The following is a 21,489-nucleotide window of genomic DNA, read 5'->3' as shown; positions in this document are numbered from 1 at the left end:
GTTATCTAAAAAGTCTTTTACACAATTGAATGTTTTTAATTGAAAATCGTATTAATTTTGTATGTTCGAATGATGATGATTAAAGTTTTCTTCCAATACTGTCTCGTTGCTTTACTAATAGCTAGCGCAAACATTAGTTGGGCTCAAAAAAAACAAGGAACGACCTTTGGCTTTCAACTCAAGCCTATTATTCCTGTAAATTACTTTAATGCAGGACCACAAACAATTAGCGATTCCACAGTAGAAATTAATATTGCCCCAAAAACAGGAATGAGTTTTGGCGTATTAATTCGCCAACAAATTACAAAATCAATCGCCATTGAATCCGGAATTTCTTCTGTAAGGCGAAATTACGATATCTCTTCAACAGGGCTAACTTACGACACTACCGACCAATCTGATTTTGGTTTTATTAGTTATCAAATACCCATACAAGGTTTGGTTTACATTCAGTTATCGGAAAAAATCTTTATGAACACCACAGCAGGTATTGGGCTAGACATGTACCCTTCTAGTGTTGAAACTAAAGGAGAGAATTACTTATTATACAATATTTCTTATCGACAACATTGGCTTAGTTATTCACTATTGGCCAATTTAGGGTTTGAATATCGTACAGAAAAAAAAGGAACTTTTTATTTAGGAGCTTCATTTAATAGCCCATTTAGACCAATCGCTGAGTCCTTTTTCTATTATAACTATGAGGGAAACAAACAAAGTAAACTAAAAACCTTTTTGAACGGGAACTACCTAACATTAGATCTACGTTTTTTCTTTCCAGAAAACACCTCTTCAAAAAAGAAAAAAAGCAATTAATTTTTCCAAGTTAAATCAAGATCCCAACCTGCTTTCAGCTCTATTTTATCTTCGAAAAGGAAAACAGGTTCTGGAAACACTTTTTTAGAGTAAACTCCTGGATCCCATCTAGCATTTTTATTTTGGTCGACCACAACTCTAAGTTGATATGCCCCTGGTGTTAAATCTTTAAACACCACTTCTTTTTTTGCATCAAGTACCAAAACCTCTTCGAGTACTGTTTCATTTTTTAACAGCTGAATAATATGTTGTTGTTTATCTTGGCGTTCATAATTTAAAATCAATTGCCCATACTTATTGGAGGGAATCAAATTAAAATACAAATGAATCGTGTCGTTGGTTGCTCCATAGTAGCCTTTAAATGCATTAGGATAAGCCCACATTTCATAGCTAACATCTTCTTTTAAATGAGCATCGAACAATATCCGGTTAGAAGAATGATCAAACTCAAAAGGAATAAGTACAGAATCTTCATCCAACAATCGAATTAGCTTTTTATCGATCGTTTCTATAGGAGTTTTAAAGGCGAATTCTATTGGCTGATGATAAGGGAGTCCATTACTCATATTGGTCTTAAATTTCAAGACAGAATCGACTTCTTCTTGACGTAAATTCAGTGTCATGGTATCTGTTGTAATACTAGTTACAAACTTTAGTTGCTCTTTATCCGTTATTTTACCCAACCAAAAACGAACAGAATCTTCATTAAAAAATGTTTGATGACTCCCACCTTCAATAAAAGTATTGTTTAATAATTGAACGCTTACAGAATCTATTACTTTATTAAAAATAAGATTAACCGAACCAGGACTTTTATACCCCTTTGAATCGATCCATTTTTTATCTTGTACCTCTTTAAAAACATTCAAAATTGTTGCTCGATTTAAGGTATCGTATACAACATTAACATCGCTATCCAAAAAAGCAATTTCATCAGAATAAGGATCATACTTTAGGTTATTGTTTCTATCGTTTAAAGCGATCACCTGATAAGTTCCCTCTTTAATATTTTCAAGTTTAAATGCTCCTCTTGCATTAGTGGTTGTAAAATAATATGGTTTTTCATGAATGGCTACTGAATCATTAATAGACTGATACAAGCCTACTACAGCTCCCTCAACGGGCTTTTTTGAAAAAGCGTGATAAACGCTTCCCGCAAATTTCAATGAATCTAACTCTTCGCCTGTAGAAAAAACATAACTAAAGTTCGGTATTTTATTCCCTTCTGTAATATCGCTAATGCTATTTCCGAAATTGAGCGTATAAGTGGTATTTTCATCCAATGTCTCAGAAAACCTTATGATTATTTTTTTTCCTTTGACTTCGTAGGTTGGTTGAACTTTAAGAAAAGGAGTAATGACAACATCCTTACCTCCATTTTTAAGACGGATAAACTCATCAAATCCAATTTCTATTTTATCGCTACTAAAATGAGTAGCTCCATACTCAGGAAAAGTGGTAACAACAACGTATGATGGAGCTGCTATATCTTTCTCTCCTCCTGAAAGTGCAGATTGCTGAGCACATCCAACAATCAATATTAAACCAACGATAATGTAAACTAAACTTTTCAAAATAAAGCAACTATAAGATTGATAATGCGCTCCAACCCTTGGCGATCTTCTTCATCAAAAGTATTCAAGTATTCGCTATCCACATCCAAGACACCTAAACATTTTTTTTCAGCATCAATTATTGGCAAAACTATTTCTGATTGAGTCAATGAGCTGCAAGCAATATGCCCCTCAAATTGATGAACATCAGGAACAACAATCGTGGCATTTTGCTCCCAAGAGGTTCCACAAACCCCTTTGCCTTTTTGGATTCTAGTACAAGCTAATGGCCCTTGAAATGGCCCAAGGACCAATTCGTCTCCTTTCACAAAATAAAACCCTACCCAAAACCAATGCATTTCATGTTTTAACAATGCGCAAATATTGCTCAAATTAGCAATTAAATCTGATTCACCTTGCGTAATGGCCTTCACCTGTAACAACAACTGCTCATATTGTTGTTGTTTTGACCCTGTTTTATCTATAGCTTCTACTTCAATCAACTGTTATTCTTTTTAATATAATTACTGAATCGCTGTTCTTTTAAAATAATCAATAATGGCTTCTTTTAAGAACTTTTCCTGCTCTTGCTCATTCAACAAAGGGATCGATTCTTTACGTTCGAAATGAGGCCAACCGTCCTGGTCTCTCCCCTTAAATTCGTAGTAACCATAAGGCTCTAACAATGTACAAATAGCAATGTGCATTACTTCAAGTTTTTGATCTTTGGTTAAATCAACATACCCCTTGTTGAGCTCTTGTAATCCTAACACAAATAATATGGCTTGTAAATCCAATTCTTCATCAAAATTTTCAGAAGCTTTATTAACTACAGCCCTCCATTCTTTCTCTAACTCAAAATCCATTCCTCAAAAATAAAAAAGTATCTCCTATTTTAAACAAAAAAGAGAACTTAAAAACTTAAGCTCTCTTTTAATATCTTTCTTTTATTTATTCCCTTAAGGAATGTTTACTGTTTCTTCGTTTTGTAGTTCTTCCTCTATCTTTATAATACCAAGAATATCTCCATCTACTTCAATATCCAATACAGCAAGACCTGCTTGACCAGACTTAAACTCTTCTGTATAATTAAAGTTTGCTTTTCCTGAAGCATCGGTCGTAGCTTCTTTATCTAACCTTAACGTTGAAGCTAAAGAGTCTGAAGCTTTTTTATAATACAACTTCACATTAGCTCCAGGGACAGGAGCATTTGCAACATCTAAAACTGTTACAACAGCAGTTGTCTCTTTCTCCTTATAACATGAAGATAGCATCGTCATAATTGTGATTAACCCAATAAATAAAATTGAATTTCTTAAAACAGTTTTCATAATGTTTATTGTTTTTTTAAAGGTCTTTTACTGCAAATTCCTTTTCTTTGCAGAAGAACAAAGTTATAAATTTAATTAATATGTTACAAACAAGTAGTTTAAAACTCTTTATATTAACTGTAGTTATAACGTCTTTTAGTGCCTGTGGGTTGCTTAAAAAGTCAAATAAAGCGGAAAAAACAGAAGAAACAGTAGTTGAAAAAGCAGAAGAGGTTAAAGAGGAAGTTGAAGAAGTCAAAGTAACATTACCTCAAATTATTGAGATGAACACGACGATGGGCAAAGTGGTTATTCGCTTGTACGAAAAAACTCAAGAACATAGAAAAAACTTTGCAAAGTTAATCGAACAAAACTACTATGATGGTCTTTTATTTCATCGAGTAATTAAAGATTTTATGATTCAAGGTGGTGATCCTAACTCTAAAAATGCTCCAGCTGGAACTCGCTTAGGTAATGGAGGGCCCAACTATACCATCCCTGCAGAAATCATGCAACAATACTTTCATAAAAAAGGAGCACTTTGTGCAGCTAGACAAGGAGATAATATTAATCCTGAACAACGCTCAAGTGGTTCTCAGTTTTATATTGTTACTGGAGCTGTATACTCCATGAGTGATCTAAAGCAAATGGAGGCAAGAATCAACCAACAAGCGAAAGCAAACTTACTTAACAAATACTGGAAAGACCCTAAAAACAAAGCTGCTGCTGACTTATACGCAAGGTACAATAGAGAACGTAAAATGGACAGTTTAACCCTTTTAAGAACAAAAACTCAAAAAAAACTGGAAGAAAACTATGTCCCTTACCAATTTAATGAAGAACAAATAAAAGCCTATACGACTATAGGTGGTACTCCATTTTTAGATAATGGCTATACCGTTTTTGGAGAAGTTCTAGAGGGGATTGAAATCGTTGAAAAAATTGGAAATACAGAAACGCTAGGAGAACGCCCTGTAGAAGATATTAAAATTGTGAATATAAAAATTATAAAATAAGATCTTATGTTGGCAAAAGTTGAAGATTTATTAAAAGAAGTAGAAGCTTTTGACAGCTCTAACCCTGAAGAGATAGAACAGTTTCGAATTAAACTTCTAGGAAAAAAAGGAGAAGTTAAAGCGATTATGGCCGAATTTCGAAATGTTCCTGTAGAACAGAAAAAAGAGTTTGGTCAAAAAATTAACATTTTAAGAAATGCTGCTCAAGAAAAGATCAATGCCTTAAAGCTTGCTGCAGTAGAGACAAACGCTTCCAATCATGGTTTAGACCTATCAATGAGTGGTGTTCCTTTTGAATTAGGAGCAAGACATCCGTTATCTGTGGTTAGAAATGAAATCATTTCAATCTTTAACCGAATTGGCTTTTCAGTTTCTGAAGGACCAGAAATTGAAGATGACTGGCATAATTTCACTGCATTAAACTTCCCTGAAGAACACCCTGCAAGAGATATGCAGGATACTTTTTTTATTGATCCTGAAATTGCATTAAGAACACATACTTCTTCAGTTCAAGTAAGGGTTATGGAAAACAGCACTCCTCCAATCAGGACTATTTCTCCTGGAAGAGTATTTAGAAATGAAGCAATCTCAGCAAGAGCTCACTGTATTTTTCATCAAGTAGAAGGATTATATATTGATAAGGATGTTTCTTTTGCTGACTTAAAACAAACGCTACTTTATTTTGCTAAAGAGATGTTTGGAGATAAAACAAAAATAAGACTTAGACCCTCATATTTCCCATTTACTGAGCCAAGTGCTGAAGTAGATGTTAGCTGTCAAATATGTAATGGAAAAGGTTGTAACGTTTGTAAACATACTGGGTTTTTAGAAATTATGGGCTGTGGAATGGTTGACCCCAATGTATTGGAAAGCTGTGGTATAGACAGTAAGGTATACAGCGGTTTTGCATTCGGTATGGGAATAGAACGAATCGCAATGCTTAAATATCAGGTCAACGATTTAAGGCACTTTTTTGAAAATGATTTAAGGTTTTTAAAACAATTTAAAACAGCTTACTAACCCCAATTAGTTCATCAAAAAAATGGAAGAGACACAACCAACATCTGAAACACCTAAAAAAGTAGAAAAGCGAAAGTTAGGAAAAAAAACAAGGCGATTTTTTATTCTTGTTTTGTGGCTTGGTGTTTTAGCACCAATTGGAGCGACCTACTTTATGTTAAGCTTAGCTGATGATGGTACACTTCCAGGTTTTGAAGCTCTCGAAAACCCACAAACAAATTTAGCATCAACCATATACACACAAGACGATGTTGAACTGGGAAAATATTTTAGAGAAAATAGAACAAATGCAAAATATAATGACCTCTCTCCTTGGTTACAAAAAGCATTAATTGGGACAGAAGATGAACGCTTCCACAACCATTCAGGAGTAGATATCAGAGCATTAGGAAGAGTTGTAAAAGGTATTGTTTTAAACAAAAAAAGTCAAGGGGGGGGGAGTACTATTTCGCAACAATTAGCAAAATTATTATTCCCTAGAAAAAGACTAAATAAGTGGGAACTCGTTAAAAGAAAATTTAAAGAGTGGATCATTGCAACAAGGCTTGAAAAAAACTATACCAAAGAAGAAATTCTTACCATGTATTTAAACAAGTTTGACTTCCTAAACAATGCTGTTGGTATCAATTCTGCTTCTCAAGTTTATTTTGGAAAAACACCTAAAGAATTGGAACTACATGAAGCTGCCATGCTAATAGGGATGGCCAAAAACCCTTCGCTTTTTAATCCATTAAGAAAACCAGATACTGTTCAACACAGAAGAAATGTCGTTTTTTCACAAATGAAAAAGAGTCAATTCATTACGCAAGAAATGTATGATTCACTTAAGACCTTGCCTTTGGGGTTAAATTATACTCGGGTTGATCATCAATCTGGACTAGCGCCTTATTTTAGAGAGTCCTTACGAAAAGAAGTGACTAATATTTTGGGAGAAAAAGACGCTAATGGAAACTATACAAGAGTAGATGTTAATGGAGAACCTTATAACATTTATTCTGATGGCCTAAAAATATATACAACGCTTGATTCTAGAATGCAAAAATATGCAGAATATGCTGTTCAAGAACATTTAAAGTTTGAGCTACAAAGAGATTTCTTTAAAAACAATGCGAAATGGAGGAACCCTCCTTTTTCAAATGATTTATCAAAAGCTGAAATTGACACGGTTATGCAACGTGCTAAACGTCGTTCTAAAATGTACAAAGGCTTAAAAGGTAAATTATGTATCCAATGCGAACGTACACAATCCATTCATAAAGAAGGGAATCATTTTCATTGTGACCACTGTGGAAAAGACACTCCAATTCGATCTGAAGAAGAAATTGAAGCGCTATTCAATAAAAAGCATAAAATGCGAATATTTGACTGGCAAGCAGAAGGTTATGAAAAAGACACCATACTATCTTCAATGGACTCTATTCGCTATTACAAAAGTTTACTAAGAGCTTCAATGGTTTCTATTAACCCTCACAATGGTTATGTTAAAGCATGGGTTGGAGGAGCGAATTTCAAACACTTTAAATACGACATGGTTAAAAACGGAAAACGTCAGGTTGGTTCCACTTTTAAACCCTTTGTTTATGCCACTGCAATAGAAGTTGGAGCAATACATCCATGTGACCAAATTCCAGACATGCAATATTGTGTTGAAGTTCCTTACAATGCAAAGAGAAATAAAATGTGGTGCCCAGGCAATGCTGGTGCTCGTTATACGAACGAATTAACTCCTTATTCTTTCGCTTTGGCCTCATCTATGAACAACATTACTGCACATATCATTGGTAAAGATGGTATGCCTCAAAAAGTCTTTAATCGTGTAGCAGAGTTAGGAATCGACACTTCTATGTTTGAGCCTGTCCCTGCAATGGCTTTAGGGGTTTTTGATTTATCGGTTTTTGAAATGGTGAGCGGGATGACAGCTTTTGTCAACAATGGTGTTTACATTACCCCAACCTTTATTCTTAGAATTGAAGATAAAAATGGAAATGTTATTTATGAACCTAAACAAAAAGCTAAAGAAGTTTGGGCTGAACACACAGCATACACCATTTTACAAATGATGAAAAAAGTGACCTCGGGGATGCAACACCCTACAGCTAGAGGAAAAAGTGGAAGGAAACTAGTGGGAGGTACAGCAATTAGAATTAGAGGAAGAAAAACTGAAAAAAGGCCTTATGCTGGGTTAAAAATGCCTATAGCAGGAAAAACAGGAACAACACAAAATCAATCTGATGGATGGTTTATGGGACTAACCCCTGACTTAGTAACAGGTGTTTGGGTTGGAGCAGAGGATCGTTCTGTTCGATTTAGAAGCCTTCAATTGGGAATGGGAACAAACATGGCCCTACCAATTTGGGGGTACTATATGAACAAAGTTTATGAAGACTCTACATTAAACATTTCTCAAGAAGACTTTCCTAAACCACCGAGCGTTACACAAGACCCATTAGACTGTTTTCAATATGAAATGGGACAACCAAGTATTGATGATTATAACAACGAAGGTTTTGACGGTTTAAATAGCCAAGGTCAAGAAGAAGAATGGTAAAATTATCAACTCGTTATTTTTTTACTGCAACCTTTTCTCTTTTTTACATCGTATATTCAAATTGACGTAAAAAAGTAGTTATGAGGACATGGGAAAATATATATGCAGCTAATTCTAGTAAGCTTAAAGGAGTCTGTCGTAGATATGTAAAATCAGATGAGATCGCGGAAGATATTATGCATGATGCTTTTGAAATTGCAATGAAAAAAGCGGATTCTTTTTCAGGTAAAGGCTCTTTTGATGGATGGCTCTATCAAATCACAGTTAACACAGCTTTACAATACCTCAGAAAAAACAAAAACATCATCAATAAAAACGATAATATTCTTGAGTATCATCAAGAAAAAGAAGAAACAATAGAAGCCCCTACTAACAAAAAACACTATATCCACCAAGCTGATTTTGATGTTTCTGATTTAATCGAAGCTATAGACTTATTGCCTCAACATCACCGAACAGTTTTTAATTTGTATGTACTGGAAAAATATTCTCATCAAGAAATCAGTGAGCAATTAGACATAACTGTCAACACTTCAAAATCCCATTTAAATAGAGCAAGAAAGAAACTTCAAAAAATTCTTTTTGAAAAAGCTCAACACAAAGAAAAAAACAATCTAAAAAGGTTGTTCATCTTGTTATTTCCTTTCTATTTTTCTATTGATCGTTTATATGCTAACCAATTAAAAAATTATTCGCTACCAACTTCTATCAGTAGAAGTGAACTAAGTACAGCCTCAACAATCAAGAGCTTTAGCTATTCAAAGTTAAAAATAGCTGTAGCCATACTAACAATTTCAACACTATTGATCACGTTGTTATATCATCAATCAAAAAAAACTACTGAACAATATGAAGCGATCAAAATACTTCCATTAGAAAAAGGTCAGAAACTTCAAATCGAAAACCATCTAATTGAAATAGATAGCTTATTTGCTTTAATTGAAAAAATGAATAGCGCTACCACCACTAACGAGCAGATAAAAAACAAAGAAGAACTCTTTGAAACTGTAACAGTGAAAGTACCTGTTATTGTTCGAAAACGTGTAATAGTTAATGATACAATTGTTAAAAAATGAAATTTATCTTATTGATTATACTAGCTATTTACGCGTTGACTTTTAAAGCTCAAGACACAATATACGTATACGACACGGTATTTGTATATGACACCATTAGGGTTTATGATACTATTTCCCTGGAAACAACAGAACCATTAAAGCGTTTTGAAAAAAACGCAATAATTATTGACTCATCCTTTATCAAAAACAACGACACTTTAAGTGCAACCATTTTGAATAACAGCATCATAGTAGATAAAACAATACAAAACATTAAAGCTATGAAAAAAGTTAATTTATTCGGTGTTATGCTCATTGCACTTCAAAACATCACATTGGCTCAACATGACGCAGGTATTCAGTTTGGACTACAAAGTTTTGGAACAAATGATAATGTAAAAACAGTAACTAATCCTATTAGTCCCGGACTTAAATTGGGTATATTTTATATACACAACTTTAACGAGCAAATAGGAATTGAAACAGGTGTAAACTATTTGTATAACATCAACAACCGCAACGCTTCTACCAATTCATTAAGTACTAGTTCGATAAATTACAAACAAGCCTTTAATAACGAAACCAGTAACATCAACAACTTTGATATCACAAAATATAAGTCACAAATAGCCATTCCAGTTCTTTTGAACTATAAACTAGGCAACATCACACCAAAAGTAGGGATAGAATGGCGCTATAAGACCTATCGAAAAGATCTTGTTTTTGATCGATTTATCTACGATATAGGATTAAAAGCTGGACTTAGTAAAACGATTAATCAACACCTCAAAGTAGAAGGCTTATTTTATCAAGGGCTTAGCAATGAACAAGATGTTTTTCAAGACATCAAACTCAGGAGTTATTCTCTAGGAGCCAGTATCTCCTACAACCTTTAACACCAACTTTATGTCCCTCTTAAAATGACTTGTTATAGCTAACAAGCGAATTACTAACACCCAAAAATCAAGTATTATGAAAGCAACAACATTATTCATTCTTATCCTGTTAACAACATTAAGCTTAAACGCTCAAGATAGTTGTTTCACCAGAACAACTTCCTTAAAAATAAATGGTGCCTCAATATATAGAGAAGGCCTAGAGGCTTCGATAGAAAAAACTATCAATAGGAAAAACACATTTGAAATGACAGCAAGTACAACCACTTGGAATAACAAAACACTACAAGGTGTATATGACTCTACAGACCAAGTTATCAAAAACTTTCAACAAACCATAGAGTCCTTTAGAATGTATCATCTAGGCTTCCAATGGAATCACTACCTTATAAAACGAAAAAGACAATTATCAGGACTGTATATAGGGCCATACCTAAAGTGCTATGGAGGTACAGTTCAGTACCAATTTGTTACTGATCAAACACTCCTTCATTTTGGAAAAGAAAATAACATCAATTTAGAATCCAGTCTCTTCTCAATAGCTGCAGGAGGAAACATTGGTTACCAAATTAATATCGGTAATCATTTCTTAATAGGTGGATTTGTTCAACTGGGCTACAAACGGGGTAAAGCGACCCCATACTACGAAAATAAAAGTTACCAAAATGAATATTCCACAATGTTTACAGACGCAACAATTAATGGCTTTGACTCAAATTTTGGGATTAACCTTGGTTTTATTTTATAAAAATCATTCTTACTATAAAATCAGCTAGTTTTTTATCTTTTTTGTTGATAAATAAATATAATTGTTTATTTTCGCGTCTACTATGTTAAAACTTAATTAAGACCAAACGTAGGTAATAAACTATTTAAAAGATATGAAAATATTAAGCCTTTTTACTAGCCTTACAGTATTATTAATGCTTTCACAGAATTCTTTTGCACAAAAGAACTTTGCTAAAGAAGCGGATGCAGCTTTTAAAAATGAGAATTTTTATACTGCTACTGAAAAGTATAAAAAAGCTATGGCTAAAGCTAAGCCAGAGGAAAAAGCTCGTATGAACTATCAATTGGGAGAAAGTTATCGTTTTCTTCTTGAAGCTGAACAAGCTGAGGTTTACTACGGTAAAGCAATGAAGTTAAAATATGACAAAACAAACCCAGATGTCATCTTAAAATTAGCTAATGTACAGAAGCAACAAGCTAATTATAAGTTAGCTAAGAAAAACTACGAAAAGTATTTAGCAGTTAATGCTAGTAGTAAAGAAGCTAAAGAGGGGGTTAACTCTTGTAAAAAAGCAATTGAATGGATTAGTGAACCAACTAAACACGTTGTTCAACAAGAAATTCAATTAAACACGAATAACTTCGACTTTTCGCCAACATGGGCAGATAAGAAATACACTCAAATGGTTTTTTCTTCCTCTAGAAATGGAGCAACAGGAGATGAAATTGATTTAAGAACTGGTGAAAGCTATATGGACTTATGGATCACGACGAGAGACAATAAAGGAAAATGGGGTGAACCAGTTATTCTTGATGCAACAATTAATACTGAACATAATGAGGGAGCATCTATTTTAAATGCTAAAGGAACAAACTTATACTTCACCAGATGTCCAGTTGTAAAGAAAGAAAACGTTGGTTGTGATATTTTAGTAGCAGTTAAGTCTGGGAAGAGTTTTAAAAACGTTACAAGTTTAGGTTTAAAAGGAGATGCAGAAGGAAGTGATTCAATAACAGTTGGACACCCAGCAATCAACAAAAGAGAAACCTTAATTATTTTTGCTTCAGATATGGCTGGAGGTCAAGGAGGAAAAGATTTATGGTACTCATTATACAACAAAAGAGAAAAGTCTTGGGGAACACCTGTTAACTTAGGTCCATCTATCAATACTCCAGGAGATGAATTATTCCCGTATTTAGATAAAGATGAGAACTTATACTTCTCTTCTGATGGACACATTGGTCTTGGTGGTTTAGATATGTTTAAAGCTGAAAAAACTGCTGAAAACAAATGGGGTAAAATTGCTAACTTACAATATCCTTTAAACTCATCTGCTGACGATTATGGTATTCTTTTCGAAAAGAACACTGATCAAAAAGGTTTCTTTACTTCTAACAGAGAGGGAGGAAAAGGAAAAGATGATATTTATAACTTTAGCTTACCAGAAGTTAAATACCTATTAGAAGTTTATGTTAAAGATAAAGATACTGGTGAACCAATTCCAGGAGTAACAATTACCTTATTAGGAAGCGATGGTTCTCAAGTTGTTAAAACAACTGATGAAGAAGGTAAATTTATTTTTGATGAAGAAGGAGGAAATAGATTTATTAAAAAGAGTACGAACTACGGTTTACAAACTAAAAAGGATGAGTACTTAGCAGCTAAAACAAAATTCTCTACAGAAGGAGAGGAATCTTCTAAAAGATACATCGAAGAAGTATTCATGCAGCATGCAGGAAAAGATGATGTAATTGATTTCCCTGAGGTACAATATGCTTATAACAAATCAGAATTATTAGTAAACGATGCAACTAACGCAAAAGATTCTTTAAATTACCTATACAATACCTTAACTGAAAACCCTACAATTATTATCGAGCTACAAGCACATACAGATTGTAGAGGTAAAGATGCTTATAACGAAGCCTTATCACAAAGAAGAGCACAGTCTTGTGTTGACTACTTAATTTCAAAAGGAATTCCTGCTGAAAGAATGGTTGCCAAAGGAATGGGAGAAACAATTCCTAGAGCTTTAGGTTTAGAATGTGAGACAATTGGTAAAATGGCTACGAAAGAAGAGCAAGAAGCTGCTCACCAGCGTAATAGACGTACTCAATTTAAAGTATTGAGTTACGATTACAAACCAACAGGAGGTCAATAAAAAAAACTCAAATAATCAAAACATCCTATCCGATTCGGTAGGATGTTTTTTTTTATCAAAAATTACAGATTTATATACAACATTATGAGTGAAGAAACAAGGTATAATTTACGAGGTGTTTCAGCAGGAAAAGAAGATGTTCATGCTGCCATTAAAAACGTTGACAAAGGATTATTTCCTAAAGCTTTTTGTAAAATCGTTCCTGATTATCTTACAGGATCGGAAGACCACTGTATAGTGATGCATGCAGACGGAGCTGGAACTAAATCAAGTTTAGCTTATATGTACTGGAAAGAAACAGGAGATTTATCTGTATGGAAAGGTATTGCTCAGGATGCCTTAATTATGAACATTGATGATTTACTTTGCGTTGGAGCTACCAACAATATTCTATTATCTTCTACTATAGGTCGAAATAAAAACTTAATTCCTAAAGAAGTACTCTCTGCTTTGATTAATGGAACCGAAGAATTACTAGCTGACTTAAAAAAACACGGTGTAGAAATACATTCTACTGGAGGAGAGACAGCAGATGTAGGAGATTTAGTTCGAACAATTATTGTCGACTCAACGGTAACCGCTAGAATGAAAAAATCGGATGTTATCGACAATGCAAATATAAAAGCAGGAAATGTAATCGTTGGACTGTCCTCTTTTGGAACAGCTTCCTACGAAGAAGAGTACAACGGAGGAATGGGAAGTAATGGACTGACTTCAGCAAGACACGATGTTTTTGATCATTATTTAGCCAAAAAATATCCAGAAAGCTTTGATAATGCTGTTCCAAGTGATTTAGTGTACTCGGGAACTAAACAGTTAACTGAAAAAATTGATGGGACTCCGTTAGACGCTGGAAAATTAGTGTTATCTCCTACCCGTACCTATGCACCGATTATAAAAAAAATATTAGAACAACACCATTCAGCAATCAATGGAATGGTACATTGCAGTGGAGGCGCACAAACTAAAGTATTACATTTTGTAGATAATGTACACGTTATCAAAGACAACCTTTTTGACGTTCCGCCTCTTTTCGACTTAATACAAAAAGAATCCAATACCAGTTGGAAAGAAATGTATAAGGTCTTTAATATGGGGCATCGAATGGAAATATATGTCCCTGAAGAAATAGCTGAATCAATCATAAAAATAAGTGAATCGTTCAATGTAGCTGCAAAAATTGTTGGACGTGTTGAAAGTTCAGAACAAAAACAATTGACCATTACATCAGATAAAGGTACTTTTGTATACAATTAATAAGGAGAAGAAAGGAATATGAGTCAAGAGAGTTTACTTAATAAATTAGAGTTAATAAATATACGATACGAAGAAGTTGGAAAGTTAATCGTGGATCCTGATATTATATCAGACATGAAGCGTTACGTAAAACTAACTAAAGAATATAAAGATTTAGAGCCCATTGTAAAAGCTTATAAAGAACTTAAAAACACTGTAGAAAACATCGCTTCTTCAAAAGAAATCATTAAAACCGAAAGCGATCCTGATTTTAAGGAAATGGCTAAAATGGAATTAGATGATTTACAAAAGAGAGAAGCTGAGTTAAACGAAGAAATAAAGTGGTTGTTAATCCCTAAAGACCCCAATGATGATAAGAACGTAATCATGGAATTTAGAGCAGGGACAGGTGGTGACGAATCTTGTATCTTTGTTGAAGATGTATTTAGAATGTACACTATGTACTTTAAAGAAAAAGGGTATTCGCATACCGTTTTAAACTCTACAGAAGGAGGAACTACAGGATATAAAGAAATTTCGATGGAAGTTTCAGGAGAAGAAGTCTATGGAACATTAAAATTTGAATCAGGTGTACATCGTGTACAACGAGTTCCAGACACAGAATCACAAGGTCGTGTCCACACTTCTGCAATCACTGTTGCAGTCCTTCCAGAAGCAGAAGAAATTGATTTCAATCTAGATATGAAAGATGTTCGTAAAGACACTTTTAGAGCTTCAGGAGCAGGAGGACAGCACGTTAACAAAACCGAATCAGCAGTTCGTTTGACACATATTCCAACCAACACTGTTGTAGAATGTCAAGATGGTCGATCACAACATAAGAACTACGAAAAAGCTTTGCAAGTTTTACGTTCAAGGTTATATCAAGCTGAAGTTGATAAGGCAGATGCTGAACGTTCAGAACAACGAAAATCTCTAGTCTCTACTGGAGATCGTTCAGCTAAAATTAGAACTTACAATTACCCACAAGGAAGAATTACTGACCACAGGATTAATAAGACAATGTACAACCTCTCTAACTTTATGAATGGAGATATTCAAGAAATGTTAGAATCGTTAAAAATGGCAGAAAATGCCGAAAAACTAAAAGCAGGAGGCATGGAATAGCATAACTGCTCGAAAAATAAACTTTCTAACAAAAAAGCATGATGAATTACAAAGAGTTGGTCGATCAAATCAGATCAAAAAAAACATTTTTATGTGTAGGTTTAGATTCAGATCTTGATAGAATCCCTGTTCACTTGCTTGAAAAAGAAGACCCAATCTTTGAGTTTAATAAAGCAATTATCGATGCTACTAAAGATTTATGCGTTGCCTACAAGCCTAATATTGCTTTTTATGAAGCAATGGGTCCAAAAGGTTGGGAGAGTCTTCAAAAAACAATTGAATACATACCAAAAGATTGTTTTACAATAGCTGATGCCAAGAGAGGTGATATCGGAAATACCTCAAAAATGTATGCAAAAACCTTTTTTGAGTATTATAGTTTTGATTCTGTTACAGTAGCACCATATATGGGGAGAGATTCTGTTTCTCCATTCTTAGAATTTGACAATAAATGGGTCATCCTTTTAGCTGCAACAAGTAATGTTGGAGGTGAAGATTTTCAATATCACCAGCTTTCAAAGGGAAATCAACTTTTTGAAGAGGTAATAGAAACTTCTAAACAATGGGGAAATGAACAGAATTTAATGTATGTTGTAGGTGCTACAAGACCTGAGGTTTTTAAGAAAATAAGAAAGATAGCTCCTAAATCATTCTTACTAGTTCCAGGGGTTGGAGCTCAGGGTGGTTCACTAAAAGAAGTTTGTGCAAATGGCTTAACAAATGATATAGGTTTATTAGTTAATTCTTCTAGAGGAATAATCTATGCAGATAACACCAAAAACTTTGCTAATATTGCTCGCCAAAAGGCCCTTGAAATCCAACAAGAAATGGAGCAAATAATGCGTAAGCAAGCTTAATCATTCCTAAGAATGGTGAAGCGCTTTCTTTTCCAAACGAACCAAATAAATAATGGAACCATAAAGTGAGGAAAGCGAATGAGCACTTCATAAAGGTCTTGCGTGAGGTTACTCCACAATAAATCTTGACGATACGGGACATAAAAGCGAGCCATTGCCGTTAAAAATCCCCAAGCAATGCCATACCAAAGGAAAGTAATAAACAATATTTTTAACCATTTACTTTTTAAAGCACTAAAAGGAATTAGTAGTACTGCTCCAAAGATAAAGTCCAACCAACCAATTATTACCAATAATAAACGAGCAATATTTTCTTCCAATCCAAAACCAATAATCATCATATCAGCAAAACTGCCTGGTTGAGGATAATACCCCGCTGCAAATAATCCATGACTGATAAAAGTAATCGAAATCGCTACTTGAGCCCAATAAACAATCAAACCTTCTTTATCATCACCATACTTCATAAAAAGAATTGGCACAACAAACTGAGAAGCATGTTCAAAGAAAATCCCCCACATGTCAAAATGTTTACCAACCAGCAAACCATAATAGTTAATCAACAATCCCAATAATGCCAAAAAAACAATTGGCTTAAACACTTTTAAACGCTCATAAAACAAAATAACGATCGCAGCCATTAAAAAAACCAACCCCAAACCTTTTGAAAAGTAAATGACTACCTTCTCATAAAAGTGGTCATTATAAACTTCTGTCAATGATTTTCCTGTTATTTGACGAATAAAATTCATTATCCATCCATTAGGGTTATAAAAAACATCTCGATAAGGTCCCAACCATCGAAAATGTTCCCAGAAACGCCCTAAAAACATGGCAACAGTAGCTATACGTAAAAGATGAATAATCGTTTGTTTTTTCATTAAGTTCGCCTTATTTTTACGCACATAAAAATAACGTTATTCAAATACAAAATAACTATATCCATGAAAAAAAATAACCTTATTGCTCTTATCCTCATCATTCTTTTGACTACAGGATCGATATTTGCAAATACAAGAAGATATCGACTATCTTTAAGAGACGACCCCTCAACATCTGTAGTTATTGGATGGGAACAAAACGGAGGCAGCGCTGCTGCTGTGTACTATGGTACAACAGATTTAGGAACAAACTGGGCAGCTTACCCTAATTCTCAAACACCCGACCGAACAACTTCTGAAGCTGGAATGGATAATGCATTCGTAAGGTTAACAGGTTTGACCCCCAATACAGCTTATTACTTTGTAGTAAAAGACTCTGACGGTGTAAGTGACCGATTTTGGTTTAAAACAACCCCAATGGGAAATACCATTCCACTATCGATTATCGCAGGAGGAGATAGTAGAGCATATTTAGATGATAGTCCTAGAGAAAACGCCAATACCTTAGTCTCTAAAATTCGTCCAGATTTTGTAATGTTTGGAGGAGACTACACGTGGTTAGATACAAGTCTTGAATGGAGTGGATGGATGGATGATTGGCAATTAACCATCTCACCTGACGGTAGAATGTATCCAGTTATTTGGGAAAGAGGGAATCATGAATTGAGTAGTGGAAAAGTCCACAACTTATTTGATGTCCCTTCAGCCGATGAATACTACAACATCCCTGTTGGAGGTAGTTTTATGAATGTGTACACTTTAAATACAGAAATTTCTGTTGCTGGAAATCAAAAAAATTGGCTAGAAAATCAGTTACAAACAACCGCAGACAATTATGACTGGAACATCGCACAGTATCATCGTTCAATTCGTCCACATACCACAACAAAATCTAATGAAGATGGACAGTATAATGCATGGGCTCAACTTTTTTACGACTATCAAGTGAGACTTGTTATAGAAAGTGATGCACATGATGTTAAAACAACTTGGCCCATCAAACCTTCTACAGGTTCAAACGCTGACGATGGCTATGAGCTAGACAGTATTAAAGGAACAGTATATATTGGTGAAGGATGTTGGGGTGCTCCACTAAGAACCAACGACAATAACCGTTCTTGGACAAAAGACTCTGATAGTTTTAATAGTTTCAACTGGATTAAAGTAACACGAGATACTATTGAAATAAGAACTTTAGGAACAGATAACGCTAATGCTGTTGGAACAGTCTCTGACAACGATCGTTTTACTGTCCCTGCTAATGCAAACCTATGGTCTCCAAGTAACGGAAGTGTTACCTACATTACCAATAACAAATACCTTGGTAGACCTATAGTAGATGTTACCTACCCTTTCCATCAACAATATTTTTCATCGACCCAAAACATAAATATTACAGCTGATGCCTCTGACGTAGGTGGCAATGTACAAGAAGTTAAGTTTTATATTAATGATGTTTATGTTGGTAGTGACTTTTCAGCCCCTTACGCATACAATTGGACCATTCCTTCTGATGATGAGTATATCATTACGGCATGGGCAATTGATGATGAAGGTTGGCATAATGTTTCAGACAACACCATCATACATGTTGGTGAAACAACCATTGTTGGAAGTATTATTAACAACGATGATGATGCAGAAGAATACAAAGACGATGGATCTGTTGATTTAACAAGTAGTGATTTAGAACTCTGTATTGAGGATTGGGTGTGGCCAATTTCAGATGAAGATCAATGGGTTGGATTAAGGTTTCAAAACCTAGCTATTCCTCAAGGAGCAACAATAACCAGCGCATATATTCAATTTACTGCTGATGCTAACGAGTCTGACCCAGCAACTGCAACTATTTATGCACAAGATATTGACAATGCTACAATTTTCTTAGGTAATGATTATAATATCTCAAGTAGAACCAAAACAGCAACGTCTATCCCTTGGACGCATGTAGGTTGGAATGATGGAGATGCTACAACTAACCAACGAACACCAGAGATTAAACAATTAGTTCAACATCTTGTCAACAGATCAGGTTGGCAGTTGGGTAATGCCATGGCCTTTATTTTTGAAGGAACAGGAACACGATCAGCCTATTCTAGAGATGGGGACGCAGGAAAAGCACCAACACTTCACATCACTTTCACTCACAATTCAGGAGGTGGGCCGTCATCCATATCAAAAGAAAACCCAGAAGAATTTGTCAAAATATTCCCTAACCCCGCTACTGACTATATTCAAATCGAATTGACAAAAAACCAAGGAGAATTAAGAATTTACGATCTAGGTGGTCGACTCATCAGAACAGACCTCTTGAACGAGGGAAACAATACGGTTTCTATCTCAGATATCGACCTAAAATCTGGAATATACTTATTTGAAGTAAATGCTGATCACCAAAAATCTATCCATAAAATAATAATAGAATAATCATGAAAAAAACACTTGTTTTTGGTGTAATAATATTAGGAATTATCTCCAATGTTATTTCTCAAGGAGTTCTTAATTCACAAAGAGAAAAATTAGAACCATATTTATACCCATTTTATCATGGAGTAGCATCTGGGGATCCTTTAACTGATGCAGTTGTATTATGGACTCGATTTACTGATGATACTTTTTCTTTAGATAGTGTAAAAATCGAGTGGCGTATCGCAACAGATACCAGCATGATTAATGTTGTAAACTCTGGTTACGGCTATACCAATGAAAATAAAGATTGGACCTTTAAGGTCGATGCCGATGGTTTATCTCCAGACACCTATTATTTCTATGACTTTAAAGCTCAAGACAATTATTCGATAAGAGGAAGAACAAAAACAGCTCCTTCGGGGGATATTGATAGTGTACGTTTTGCAGTTGTATCCTGTTCCAATTGGCAACATGGCTATTTTCATGCCTACAGACACTTAGTAATGAGAAATGATTTTGATTGTGTCTTACATTTAGGAGATTATATTTATGAGTACGAAGATGGTACTTATTCGGCAAATATTTCTGATCGTACACATGAACCTGTAAATGAAATTGTATCTCTAGAAGATTATAGAATCAGATATTCTCAATACCGATTAGATGAAGACTTAAGAGACTTACATCAACAGTTTCCTTTTATTATGGTTTGGGATGACCACGAGTCAGCTGATAATTCATACAAAGATGGTGCTGAAAATCATACACAAGGCTCTGAAGGTACTTGGACAGACAGAAAAAACAACAGTACTCAAGCTTATCATGAATGGCTACCAATTCGAACACCTGACCTTGCCAATAAGACCAAGATTTATCGAAAATTTTCATGGGGTGATTTAATTGACCTACACATGTTAGACACTAGATTAATTGGAAGGTCTGAACAAAACAATAGTTATTCAGACCCTAACAAAACACTTTTAGGAACTGATCAATATAACTGGTTAACCAATAATTTACAAAACTCAAATGCTAGATGGAATATATTGGGACAGCAAGTAATGATGGCCCCTTTAGAAGCCTTTGGAATACCTGTAAATAATGATCAGTGGGACGGATATGATTATGAAAGAAATCAGTTGTTCAACTTTATAACCAACAATGCGATCAACAACTTTGTAGTATTAACTGGTGATATTCACACTTCTTGGGTCAACGATATTCCACTTAGTAATTATGATGCTTCTGGTTGTCAAAACTCTCTTGGAGTGGAATATGTTGTGACAAGTGTGACCTCAGCAAGTACAAGTTTTTCTGCTGGAACCTCTATTATTCGTTTCGCTAATCCTCATATCCAATACGTTGATATGGTAAAAAAAGGCTACATGATTTTAGATGTTTCAAAAACTAAAGTTCAAGGAGATTATTACTACATGAATGATGTGGAAGACCCTGCAATTGGAGAGTACTATGGCGATGGATATTTTGTTAATCATAATGAAAAATGCGCCAATCAAGCAGCTGGACCAACGCAACGTTTAGAAGTCCCTCCTGTTTATGCTCCAGATATGCCTATGGGATACCATGTTGATATTAAAGACTTCTCTCCTATGCTTTTGTTAGGAGTTTATCCTAACCCAACAACAGGCAATTCTACAATTCAACTGTTTATTGAAAAATCAAGTGCTGTTAATATTTATATCGTTGACGCCGTTGGAAAGGTAATAGTAACAAAAAACTATCCTATGGTTAAAAACGGGATGAATTACATCAATATAGACCTGCAAAACCTACCAGCTGGTATATATAATGTAGTCTGTGAATCCTCAATGAAAAAAGTAAGTAAAACAGTAATCAAACAATAAATTAT

18 protein-coding genes are annotated in these 21,489 nt (G+C 34.5%); 13 read left to right on the top strand and 5 right to left on the bottom strand.

Going from position 1 to position 21,489, the window contains the following annotated elements; all coding sequences use genetic code 11:
- Positions 1-39: 39 nt before the first annotated feature.
- Positions 40-816, top strand: a complete 777-nt coding sequence (locus tag N4A35_10680; GenBank protein MCT4581873.1) for a hypothetical protein — start codon at positions 40-42, stop codon at positions 814-816.
- Here N4A35_10680 and N4A35_10675 read toward each other — a convergent pair.
- The 4 genes from N4A35_10675 to N4A35_10660 form a co-directional block, all read right to left on the bottom strand.
- A complete protein-coding gene (locus tag N4A35_10675) occupies positions 813-2,390 on the bottom strand; it encodes an Ig-like domain-containing protein (GenBank protein ID MCT4581872.1) in 1,578 nt (525 codons plus the stop codon). The genes N4A35_10680 and N4A35_10675 overlap by 4 nt on opposite strands.
- Positions 2,387-2,872, bottom strand: a complete 486-nt coding sequence (locus N4A35_10670) for a GAF domain-containing protein (GenBank protein MCT4581871.1) — start codon at positions 2,870-2,872, stop codon at positions 2,387-2,389. Before N4A35_10670 ends, N4A35_10675 begins: the two co-directional genes overlap by 4 nt.
- Positions 2,873-2,893: 21 nt before the next feature.
- A complete protein-coding gene (locus tag N4A35_10665; protein MCT4581870.1) occupies positions 2,894-3,235 on the bottom strand; it encodes a hypothetical protein in 342 nt (113 codons plus the stop codon).
- A 93-nt stretch (positions 3,236-3,328) separates the two neighbouring features.
- Positions 3,329-3,700, bottom strand: coding sequence for a hypothetical protein (locus tag N4A35_10660; GenBank protein MCT4581869.1), 372 nt, complete (start codon positions 3,698-3,700; stop codon positions 3,329-3,331).
- Positions 3,701-3,780: 80 nt separating this feature from the next.
- Between N4A35_10660 and N4A35_10655 the strand changes: the two genes are divergently transcribed.
- From N4A35_10655 to pyrF, 10 genes are all read left to right on the top strand, one after another.
- Positions 3,781-4,695, top strand: a complete 915-nt coding sequence (locus N4A35_10655) for a peptidylprolyl isomerase (GenBank protein MCT4581868.1) — start codon at positions 3,781-3,783, stop codon at positions 4,693-4,695.
- Positions 4,696-4,701: 6 nt separating this feature from the next.
- Positions 4,702-5,715 (top strand): phenylalanine--tRNA ligase subunit alpha, encoded by a 1,014-nt coding sequence (gene pheS, locus N4A35_10650; GenBank protein ID MCT4581867.1) that lies wholly within the window; start codon positions 4,702-4,704, stop codon positions 5,713-5,715.
- 22 nt (positions 5,716-5,737) lie between these two features.
- Entirely contained in the window at positions 5,738-8,263 is a 2,526-nt protein-coding gene (locus N4A35_10645) for a transglycosylase domain-containing protein (GenBank protein ID MCT4581866.1), read from the top strand.
- Between the two features lie 80 nt (positions 8,264-8,343).
- Positions 8,344-9,339, top strand: coding sequence for an RNA polymerase sigma factor (locus N4A35_10640; protein MCT4581865.1), 996 nt, complete (start codon positions 8,344-8,346; stop codon positions 9,337-9,339).
- The gene (locus N4A35_10635; GenBank protein ID MCT4581864.1) at positions 9,336-10,217 is read left to right on the top strand and encodes a hypothetical protein; all 882 of its coding nucleotides are present in this window, start codon (positions 9,336-9,338) and stop codon (positions 10,215-10,217) included. The genes N4A35_10640 and N4A35_10635 overlap by 4 nt, the downstream gene beginning before the upstream one ends.
- A 76-nt stretch (positions 10,218-10,293) precedes the next feature.
- Positions 10,294-10,965, top strand: coding sequence for a hypothetical protein (locus tag N4A35_10630; GenBank protein MCT4581863.1), 672 nt, complete (start codon positions 10,294-10,296; stop codon positions 10,963-10,965).
- 133 nt (positions 10,966-11,098) lie between these two features.
- Positions 11,099-13,108 carry an OmpA family protein gene (locus N4A35_10625; GenBank protein MCT4581862.1) on the top strand — a complete coding sequence of 670 codons (2,010 nt, stop codon included), beginning with the start codon at positions 11,099-11,101 and terminating at the stop codon, positions 13,106-13,108.
- Positions 13,109-13,192: 84 nt separating this feature from the next.
- Complete coding sequence (locus N4A35_10620; protein MCT4581861.1) at positions 13,193-14,365, top strand: AIR synthase-related protein; 1,173 nt, start codon at positions 13,193-13,195, stop codon at positions 14,363-14,365.
- Between the two features lie 18 nt (positions 14,366-14,383).
- The gene (gene prfA / locus N4A35_10615; protein ID MCT4581860.1) at positions 14,384-15,472 is read left to right on the top strand and encodes a peptide chain release factor 1; all 1,089 of its coding nucleotides are present in this window, start codon (positions 14,384-14,386) and stop codon (positions 15,470-15,472) included.
- A 41-nt stretch (positions 15,473-15,513) separates the two neighbouring features.
- The gene (pyrF, locus tag N4A35_10610; protein ID MCT4581859.1) at positions 15,514-16,329 is read left to right on the top strand and encodes an orotidine-5'-phosphate decarboxylase; all 816 of its coding nucleotides are present in this window, start codon (positions 15,514-15,516) and stop codon (positions 16,327-16,329) included.
- On the opposite strand, the gene N4A35_10605 is transcribed toward pyrF, so the two are convergent.
- On the bottom strand, positions 16,326-17,210 hold the full coding sequence (locus N4A35_10605; protein MCT4581858.1) for a hypothetical protein: 885 nt from the start codon (positions 17,208-17,210) through the stop codon (positions 16,326-16,328). The genes pyrF and N4A35_10605 overlap by 4 nt on opposite strands.
- 63 nt (positions 17,211-17,273) lie before the next feature.
- Here N4A35_10605 and N4A35_10600 point away from each other — a divergent pair, with 63 nt between their 5' ends.
- A complete protein-coding gene (locus N4A35_10600) occupies positions 17,274-19,637 on the top strand; it encodes an Ig-like domain-containing protein (protein ID MCT4581857.1) in 2,364 nt (787 codons plus the stop codon).
- Positions 19,638-19,639: 2 nt separating this feature from the next.
- Positions 19,640-21,484 carry an alkaline phosphatase D family protein gene (locus N4A35_10595; protein ID MCT4581856.1) on the top strand — a complete coding sequence of 615 codons (1,845 nt, stop codon included), beginning with the start codon at positions 19,640-19,642 and terminating at the stop codon, positions 21,482-21,484.
- The last annotated feature ends 5 nt before the right edge of the window (positions 21,485-21,489 follow it).

The organism is Flavobacteriales bacterium (assembly GCA_025210295.1).
Lineage (GTDB): Bacteria > Bacteroidota > Bacteroidia > Flavobacteriales_D > Parvicellaceae > S010-51.
Note: the sequence above shows the minus strand (reverse complement) of the source record. Positions and strands in the feature narration are given on the sequence as shown.